Genomic DNA, 9,008 nt, shown 5'->3' on the forward strand with positions numbered 1-9,008 from the left:
GCGTTATCCGTTTCCACGGGCGAGCGCCGCAGCGCGGCGGCGCGCCTGGCGTCGCTCCAGGCGCACCTGCTTGCGGTTGCGTGCCCGCTCGGCCAGGCACGAGAAGATCACGTAGAGCGCAGGCGTGCTGAGCAACGTGAGGCTCTGCGATACCAGTAGGCCGCCGATCATGGCGATACCCAGCGGACGGCGCAGTTCCGAGCCTTCGCCAAGGCCAATGGCCAGCGGCAACGCTGCCAGGATGGCGACCATGGTGGTCATCATGATCGGCCGGAAGCGTACCAGGCAGGCCTCGCGGATGGCCTCCATGTAGTTCTTGCCATGCTCGCGTTCGGCCACCAGGGCAAAGTCGATCATCATGATCGCGTTCTTCTTCACGATGCCGATCAACAACACCAGCGCGATCATCGCGATGACCGAAAGATCGGTGTCGGTGATCACCAGCGCCAGCAGGGCGCCGACACCCGCGGCCGGCAAGGTGGAGAGGATCGTCACCGGATGGATCAGGCTCTCATAGAGCATGCCCAGCACCAGGTAGACGGTGACGATCGCCGCCATCACCAGCAACAGCATGTCGCCCTGGGACTGCTGGAATTGCCTGAAGTCCGAACCGAAGTCCATGCGGATATCGCCTGGCAGGCGCATGTTGTCGATGGTCTTCTGGATCACCTGGGTGGCCTCGCCCATGCTGATGCCCGGCGCCAGGTTGAAGCTGATATCCATCGTTGTGTACTGGTCTTCGTGGACCACCTGCGTCGGGGCAAGGCCCGGCATCTGCTTGGTGACCGCCGTGATCGGCACCATCGCGCCGCTGGTGCTGCGCACGTAGAGCCGGTTGATCGCATCGGGTGTCGCCGCCAGCGCCGGTAGCGCGCTCATCACCACCGAGTACTGGTTGATGTCCGAATAGATGGTGGACACCGAGCGCTGGCCGAAGGCGTCGTAAAGCGCCGAATCGATATTGCCCACCGTCACGCCGAGCTTCGATGCCGCATCGCGGTCGATCACCAGGTTCTGGCGCAGGCCTGCATCGTCGACATCCGTGCCCACGTCGCGCAGCAGCGGGCTTTTCTTCAGTTCCGCCTGCAGCCTGGGCAGCCACAGCTGCAGGGTTTCCTGATCGTTGCCCTTCAGCGACACCGAATACTGCGCACCCTGGCTCGAGCCGCCGCCGGCACCGCCGGTGGGCAGATCCTGCACGGCGCGGAGCCGCAGGTTCAGGTCGGGGAATTTGGCGGCCTTCGCGGACAACCGCGTGACCGCGTCGAAGGTGGTGTCCTGCCGGCCTTGGGCGAGGGTCTTCAGGCCAATGCTGAAGCTGCCGCTGGTGCCCTGCCGGCTGGTACCCAGGCGCGAACCCACCGTGGCGACGTCCGGGTCGGCACGCAACATCTGGGTCAGGCGCTCCATGCGCTTTTCCATCTCGGTGAACGACACGGTGGCGCCGGACGTGGCGCGCCCCTGGATCAGGCCGGTGTCCTGCGGCGGGAAGAAGCCGGTGTTGACCATACGTGAGAGCAGGATCGTGATGCCGATCAACACCAGCGGCGTGAGCGCCATGAACAGCGCGTGGCGCAAGGTCCAGTCCAGCGAACGCCGGTATACCGCCAGCATGCCGTTGAGGAACCGCTCGATGCCGCGGCTCAGGCGCGAGGGCGGCCGGTGCGAATGATGGGTAAGGAACCGACCGCACAGCGAAGGGGTAAGGGTGAGCGATACCAGTGCCGACACCGCGATGGCCGAGCACAGCACCACGGTGAATTCCTTGAAGAACATGCCGATGATGCCGGTGGCGAACAGCAACGGGATGAACACGGCGAGCAGCGAGGCGGTGATGGAGACGATGGTGAAACCGATCTCGCGCGCCCCAAGCAGGGCCGCCTCGCGCCGGCTCAGGCCCTCGTCCATGTGGCGGATGACGTTCTCGATCACCACGATGGCATCGTCGACCACGAAGCCGATGGCGATCACCAGCGCCAGCAGCGACAGGTTGTTCAGCGTGTACCCGAAGATGTACATCATCAAGAATGCGCCGGCCAGCGACAGCGGTACCGCCAGGCCCGCGATCACCGTGGGCGCCAGCCGCCGCAGGAACAGCGCCATGGTCATCACCACCATGGCAAGGCTCAACAGGAGCGTGGCCTCCACTTCGTGCAGCGAGGCGCGGATGGTAGGCGTGCCGTCGAAGAAGGGCTGCAGCCTCACGCCTTCGGGCAACCATTGGCGCATCTGCGGCAGCTGGTCGCGGATGTTGTCCACCGTCTGGATCACGTTCGCGTTGGACTGCTTGAACACGTACATCAGCACGGCGGACTTGGCATTGAACCAGGCCGCCTGCTGCGCGTCCTGCTGGCCGTCGTACACCTTGGCCACCTGGTCCAGGCGGATCGGCGTGCCGTTGTTGTTGGCGATGATCAGCTTGGCGAAATCCGCCGCGCTATGCATGTTGTCGTTGGCCACCACCGCCATGGTGGTGCGGCCATTGGACAGGAACCCCTGTGGCGAGGTCACGTTGGCGGCAGTGAGGGTATTGCGCAGCTGGTCCGGGGTCAGGCCCATGGAGTTCAGCTGCTGCAGGTCCACGTCCACGCGCACTGCCGGCGTGGCGCTGCCATAGATGTCCACGCTTGCCACGCCGACCTGCTGGCGCAGGCGCTGCGCCAGCAGCGAATCGGCGATGTTGTACAACGCATCGCGGGCCAGCGTGTCGGAGGTGAGCGCAATGGCGATCACCGGGTCGTCGTTCGGGTTGGCCTTCTGGTAGCTCGGCGGCTGTAGCCCGGCGGGAAGATCCGACTGCGAGGCATTGAGTGCCGATTGCACGTCGCGGGCCGCGGCATCGATGTTGCGTTTCGGGTCGAAGATCATGAAGACCGTAGCTCGGCCCTCAGAACTATTGGAGCGCATCGTGGAGATGCCGGGCACCTGGCCCAGGTGGCGCTCAAGCGGTGCCGCCACCGTGGCCGCCATGGTGTTGGCGTCGGCGCCGCTCTGGCTGGTCTGCACGAAGATCGCCGGGAACTGGATGTCCGGCAAAGCCGCCACGCCCAGCAGGCCGTAGCAGATCATGCCGACCACGAAGACGCCCGCGGCAAGGAGGCTCGTGCCGATAGGACGGCGGATGAAGGGACCGGAAATATTCATGCTTTGGGGAATAGAGAGGCGGCTGACGGCGTGGCCGGGATGCGCCCATGAACGTCAATGCCCGGAAACGGTTTCGCCGGGCGGTTGCCCGCCCGGCGATCAAAGGGTACCCCGGCTCGTCGCGCCATGCGCGACGGAGGGTGGATCACGCCAGTCCCCGGGCGGCGTCGCGGGCGATGGCCCGCCGCTCCCGGCGCGCCTCGATCCAGTCGGAAACCCGTTCCATGTAGAGGTAAATCACAGGCGTGGTGTAGAGCGTGACCAGCTGGCTGAGCAGCAGGCCACCGACGATCGACACACCCAGCGGACGGCGCAGCTCCGAACCGATGCCGTTGCCCAGGGCCAGCGGCAAGGCGCCCAGGAGTGCCGCGGCGGTGGTCATCATGATCGGGCGGAATCGCAGCAGGCAGGCGCGGCGGATGGCGTCATGGGCATTCATGCCCATGCGCTTCGCCTCGATGGCGAAGTCGATCATCATGATCGCGTTCTTCTTCACGATACCGATCAGCAGCACGATGCCGACGATGCCGTCCACCGACAGGCTCATGCCACACATCAGCAGGCCAAGCAGGGCGCCGACGCCGGCGGGCGGCAGCGTGGAGATGATGGTGATCGGATGGATGTAGCTTTCGTACAGCACGCCCAGCACGATGTAGATCACCACCACGGCGGCGAGCAGCAGCAGGATGGTATCGCCCACGGAGGAGGAGAACTCCGCCGCCTTGCCGACGAACTGCTTGGCGACCTGCGGCGGGATGTTTACCTGGTTTTCCACCTCGTGGATGGCACTCACCGCTTCTGACAACGAATAACCCGGGGCCAGGTTGAAGGCGATGGTCACCGCCGGCAACTGCTGCTGGTGGCTGATCACCAGCGGAGCGTTGGTCACCTGTGCCGAGGCCAGGGTGGAGATCGGCACCGCGCCGCCGCCGCCGAGCAGGATGCCGGTATTGGACAGGCCAATGCCGGTGGCCGTGGCTGAGTTGCTGGACGAGGCCTGGCCGAAGGTGGTGGCATTGCTGCCGGTGAGCGCGCCGCTGCCGTTGCTCTTGACGTAGAGCTTGTCCAGCAGATCCTTGCTCGAGCGGAACTGCGGGTCGACCTCCAGCACCACGCGGTACTGGTTGAGCTGGGTGAAGATGGTGGAAATCTGGCGCTGGCCGAACGAATCGTAAAGCGTGTCGTCGATCGTCTGTACCGGCACACCCAGGCGGCTGGCGGCATCGCGGTCGATGGTGAGCTTGAGCGCATTGCCCATGTCGGCCAGGTTGTTGTCCACGTCCGCCAGTTCCGGGCGCTGGCGCAACGCGGCGGTCATCTGCGTGGCGTACTTCGATAGCTCCGCCGAATTCACGTCGCTCATCGCGTACTGGTATTCGGTCGCTGCCACCCGGCTTTCCAGGGTCACGTCCTGCACGGGCTTCAAGTAAAGCGCCGTGCCCGGCAGGTGCGCGGCGGCCTCCTGCAGGCGCCTGACCACGTCTTCCAGGTTGCCGCGGTCGGAGCGGTCCTTCAGTACGATGGAAATCTGGCCCTGGTTCAGGGTGGGATTGATCGAACCTGCACCGATGAAGGCGGCGACGCCGGTGACATCGGGCACCTGGCGCAGCGCATCGGCCACCGCCTTGGTGCGCAGCTCCATCTGTTCGAAGGCGACGTTCTGGTCGGCCTGCACCACGCCTGTGATCAGGCCCGTATCCTGCTCGGGCAGCAGGCCCTTGGGAATGATGATGTACAGCACCACGGTGAGGGCCACGGTAATGCAGGCCACCACCATCGTCGTGCGCTGGTGGGCCAGCACCACGTCGAGCGACCGTTCGTAGGCACCGACCACGCGCGACCACCAGGTGACCTTGCCGTCGGCGGCATGGCGCTCGTGGGCGTCTTCGCCCTCGGGCAGCGCATCGGCCTTCAGCAGGTACGCGCACATCATCGGGGTGAGGGTCAGCGACACCAGCATCGAGATCGCCACGGCGATCGTCAGCACCCAGGCGAACTCATGGAACAGGCGGCCGGTGACACCAGGCATCAGCAGCAGCGGCAGGAACACCGCGATCAGCGACACCGTCAACGACACCACTGTGAAGCCGATCTCGCGGGCGCCGATCTCGGCCGCCTCCTTGCCGTCCTTGCCCTGCTCGATGTAGCGGACGATGTTCTCGATCATCACGATGGCGTCGTCGACCACGAAGCCCGTGGCTACCGTCAGCGCCATCAGCGAAAGATTGTCCAGCGACATGCCGGTGAAGGCCATCACGCCGAAGGTACCCAAGAGCGACAGCGGCACCGCCACCGACGGGATCACCGTGGCCCACAACCTGCGCAGGAAGACGAAGATCACCGCCACCACCAGGAAGATGGTGAGGATCAAGGTGAATTGCACGTCCTCCACCGACGCGCGGATGGTTACCGTACGGTCGGAGAACACTTCCAGTTTCACATCGGCCGGAAGCACCGTCTGCAGGTCCGGCAGGATCTGCCGGATGCGCGCCACCGTCTGCACGATGTTGGCGCCGGGCTGGCGGCGGATGTCCAGCAGCACCGCGGGCTTGCCGTCCGCCCATGCGGCCAGCTGGTCGTTCTCGACGCCGTCGACCACCTGGCCGACGTCGGTCAGGCGGATCGCCGCGTTGTTCTTGTACGCGATGATCGTGTCTTTGTATTCCGCAGCGGTGGCCAGCTGGTCGTTGGTACCGATGCTGTACGACTGCGTCTTGCCGTTGAGCGTACCCTTGGGCGCGTTCACGTTGCTGGCGGTGAGCGAGCTGCGCAGGTCCTCCATGGTGAGGCCCAGGTTCGACAGCTGGGTCGGGTTCACCTGGATGCGCACGGCCGGACGCACGTTGCCGGCGATGCTCACCAGGCCCACGCCCTGCACCTGGGCCAGGCGCTGGGCCAGGATCGAATCGGCCACGTCGTTGATGTCGCGCAGCTGCACCGAATCGGAGGTGAGCTTCAACGTCATGATCGGCGCGTCGGCCGGGTTCACGCGGTTGTAGACGGGCGGATACGGCAGCGAGCTTGGCAGCGTGCCCTTGGCCTGGCTGATCGCCGACTGCACGTCCTGCGCGGCGATGTCGATGTCGCGGCCCATATCGAACTGCAGGATGATCGTGGACAGGCCCGCCGACGAATCCGAGCTCATCATCTGCAGCCCGGAAATCTGGCCGAAGTTGCGCTCAAGCGGCGTGGTGACCAGCGAGGCCATGGTGGTGGCGCTGGCACCCGGGTACTGCGTGGTAACCACCAGGCTGGGTGCATCGATTTCAGGCAGCGCGGAAACCGGCAGCTGCCGGTACCCCAGGATGCCCAGCAGCATGATCGCCACCATCAACAGGGAGGTGGCGATCGGCCGGCGAATGAAGAGTGTCGAAAAACCCACGTGGTGTGTCCTTGCAATACTTCTTTAAGGTCACGCGCGGCGAGCGTTGCCGCGCGCGCGCCTTGCTCGTTTACTTAGCGGCCGCCGCGGCCGCCCTTGCGGTTTGCTGCCTGCTTGGTCTTGTCCAGCTCCGCGGCGGTCGGCGAGGCCGGCACCTGGCCCGGGGCCAGCGCCTGGACCTTGCTGCCGGGCTTGAGGCGGAACTGACCTTCGGTGACCACGCGGTCGCCTTCCTTCAGGCCCTGGGAAATCAGCACGTGGCTGTCGCCCACTTCGGTCCCGGAGACCACCGGCTGCATCTTGACGGTGTTGTCGCCCTGCACCTGGTACACGTAGTCGCCATCGGGGCCGCGCTGCACGGCCTGCGTCGGCACCACCAGGCCACCCTTGACCGTGCTCACCTTCAACTGCACGTTGGTGAACTGGCCCGGCCACAATTCGGTCTTGGTATTGGGAAACACCGAACGCACCGCGAACTGTGCGGTGGAGGCATCGATCTGGTTGTCGATCACGTCGAGCTTGCCGTCATTGGCCACTACGTGGCTGTCGGCGCGATCGCGCACCGTCACCGGGGCATCGCCGCTGGCAAGCGCCGCGCGCACCACGTCGAGGTTCTGGGTGGGCAGCTTGAAGGTCACGTACAGAGGATGTAGCTGGGTCAGCACCACCAGGCTGTCGGTGGTCGCGACGATGTTGCCCACGTCCACCGCGCGAATACCGGCCACGCCGTCGATCGGGGCGATCACCTTGGTGAAGCCCAGCTGCACTTCGGCGGCGCGGATCGCGCCCTGCGCGCCGGCCACCGTCCCTTCGTATTGCTGCACGGTGTTCTTCAGCGTGACGAGGTCGGCCTGGGAGACGTACTGCTCCTTGGAGTTGGCGACCAGGTCTTGCGAGCGCTTGAGGTTGCTGCGTGCGGTGCCCAGCAGTGCCTGGTTCTGCGCCAGCGTGGCGCGGGCCTGGTCGAGGTTGGCCTGGATGGTCCGCGGGTCGATCTCGGCGATCACGTCGCCCTTCTTGACCTCCTGGCCTTCCTTGAAGTTGAGCTTCATCAGCTGGCCGCCGACCTGCGGCTTCACCGTCACGGTGTTCAAGGCCTGCGCGTTGCCCAGCGCATTGAGGAACACCGACACATCCTGGCGGACCACCGGTACGACGGTGACCGGAATCGGTGCGTCGTCCTTGCCGTCCTTGCCCTTGCCGTCCCCTTGCCCAGCCCCGGCCTGCTGGCCGGCAGCAGCGCCACCCTTGTGGCCCAGGCGTGGCACGACGATCACTGCCGCAATGGCCAGCACGACGATCACCGCCAGCGCGATCTTCCAAAAACGCGACATGAAACGCTCTCCGTATAGAAACTGCGGGGGTTGTCCCCGGCGCCAACGCGGTACGCGCGGGCCTTACCCATGGGTCAATAGCATAGGTTCACTGCAATGAGGTTGAACAATGCCGGTTGACAGGGGTACCGCGTGACCTGTGGCAGGGTTGGACAGCAACGGACGGCCAAAATATCCCGCCGGGCGTGATCACCCCGCGACACCCTTTCGGCTATACTCGGCGACTGATTGTGCCCCCTTCAGGGGGGGCCATGCCTGGGCCAGCACCCCCTTCAGGAGTCATGCGTGAGCGGTACACCAAGCAAATCCGACAAGAGCTTCCTGCAGCAGTTCTCACTGCTCACCACCGGGCTCTCGGTCCTCACCGTCCTCCTGATGTTCCTTGCCTACTGGATTTATTCCGGCATCCCCAAGGAAGCGGACCCCACCCAGGTCCAGGCAAAGAACGACCGCATCGCTGCCGTCGGTGGCGTCTATGCCGGCGATACCGGCCGCGCAGCCATGCAGGCCGCGCAGGAAGCCGCCGCCAAGGCTGCTGCCGCGCAGGTCGCCTACGGCGGCACGACCGACGGCAAGACGATCTACGACAACCTCTGCCACAGCTGCCACACCGCCGGTGTCGCCGGCGCGCCGAAGCTCGGCGACAAGGCCGCCTGGGCCGCCCGCGTAGCCGAAGGCATCCCCACCCTCATCAAGCACGCCATCGAAGGCTACAAGGGCCCCGACGGCAACATGATGCCCGCCAAGGGCGGCAACCCCTCGCTCAACGAGGAACAGGTCGGCAACACCGTCAAGTGGATGGTGTCGCAGGTCAAGTAAGCGCCTTATCGCCGCTTCAAGCGCCAGAGCAAAAGCCGCCGCGAGGTGGCTTTTTGCGTTGAGGGGGATGGGAGTGGGCGGGTATCACCCTGGTCGCTAAGTCCTCAGTCGGCTTCGCCTCCCTGCGGAATCGCTCTCAGGGTGATACCCGCCCCTCCCTCCGACTCATGCGCAGGAAGCAAAGCACGCGGCTTGAAAAGTTATGGTTTCTGCCTTTCGAGGCAACGCCATCGCCGACAGGCAACGGCCTCCATCACTGACGGCGACTACAAGGCACCCTCATCCTGCTCTCCCCACAATTCACCGTTGCGGTTAGGGGAGCGGTGGGG

Annotated in this window: 4 protein-coding genes; 1 reads left to right on the top strand and 3 read right to left on the bottom strand. The window is 65.2% G+C overall.

The window, feature by feature from the left end; all coding sequences use genetic code 11:
* Window positions 1-3: 3 nt before the first annotated feature.
* From NDK18_RS19220 to NDK18_RS19230, 3 genes are all read right to left on the bottom strand, one after another.
* A complete protein-coding gene (locus NDK18_RS19220; RefSeq protein ID WP_250626564.1) occupies window positions 4-3,144 on the bottom strand; it encodes an efflux RND transporter permease subunit in 3,141 nt (1,046 codons plus the stop codon).
* 145 nt (window positions 3,145-3,289) lie between these two features.
* On the bottom strand, window positions 3,290-6,526 hold the full coding sequence (locus tag NDK18_RS19225) for an efflux RND transporter permease subunit (RefSeq protein WP_250628734.1): 3,237 nt from the start codon (window positions 6,524-6,526) through the stop codon (window positions 3,290-3,292).
* Window positions 6,527-6,600: 74 nt separating this feature from the next.
* On the bottom strand, window positions 6,601-7,860 hold the full coding sequence (locus NDK18_RS19230; RefSeq protein ID WP_250626562.1) for an efflux RND transporter periplasmic adaptor subunit: 1,260 nt from the start codon (window positions 7,858-7,860) through the stop codon (window positions 6,601-6,603).
* A gap of 285 nt (window positions 7,861-8,145) precedes the next feature.
* Between NDK18_RS19230 and NDK18_RS19235 the strand changes: the two genes are divergently transcribed.
* Window positions 8,146-8,679 carry a c-type cytochrome gene (locus NDK18_RS19235; protein WP_250628735.1) on the top strand — a complete coding sequence of 178 codons (534 nt, stop codon included), beginning with the start codon at window positions 8,146-8,148 and terminating at the stop codon, window positions 8,677-8,679.
* The last annotated feature ends 329 nt before the right edge of the window (window positions 8,680-9,008 follow it).

It is taken from the genome of Pinirhizobacter soli (genome assembly GCF_015905305.1).
Lineage (GTDB): Bacteria > Pseudomonadota > Gammaproteobacteria > Xanthomonadales > Rhodanobacteraceae > Pinirhizobacter > Pinirhizobacter soli.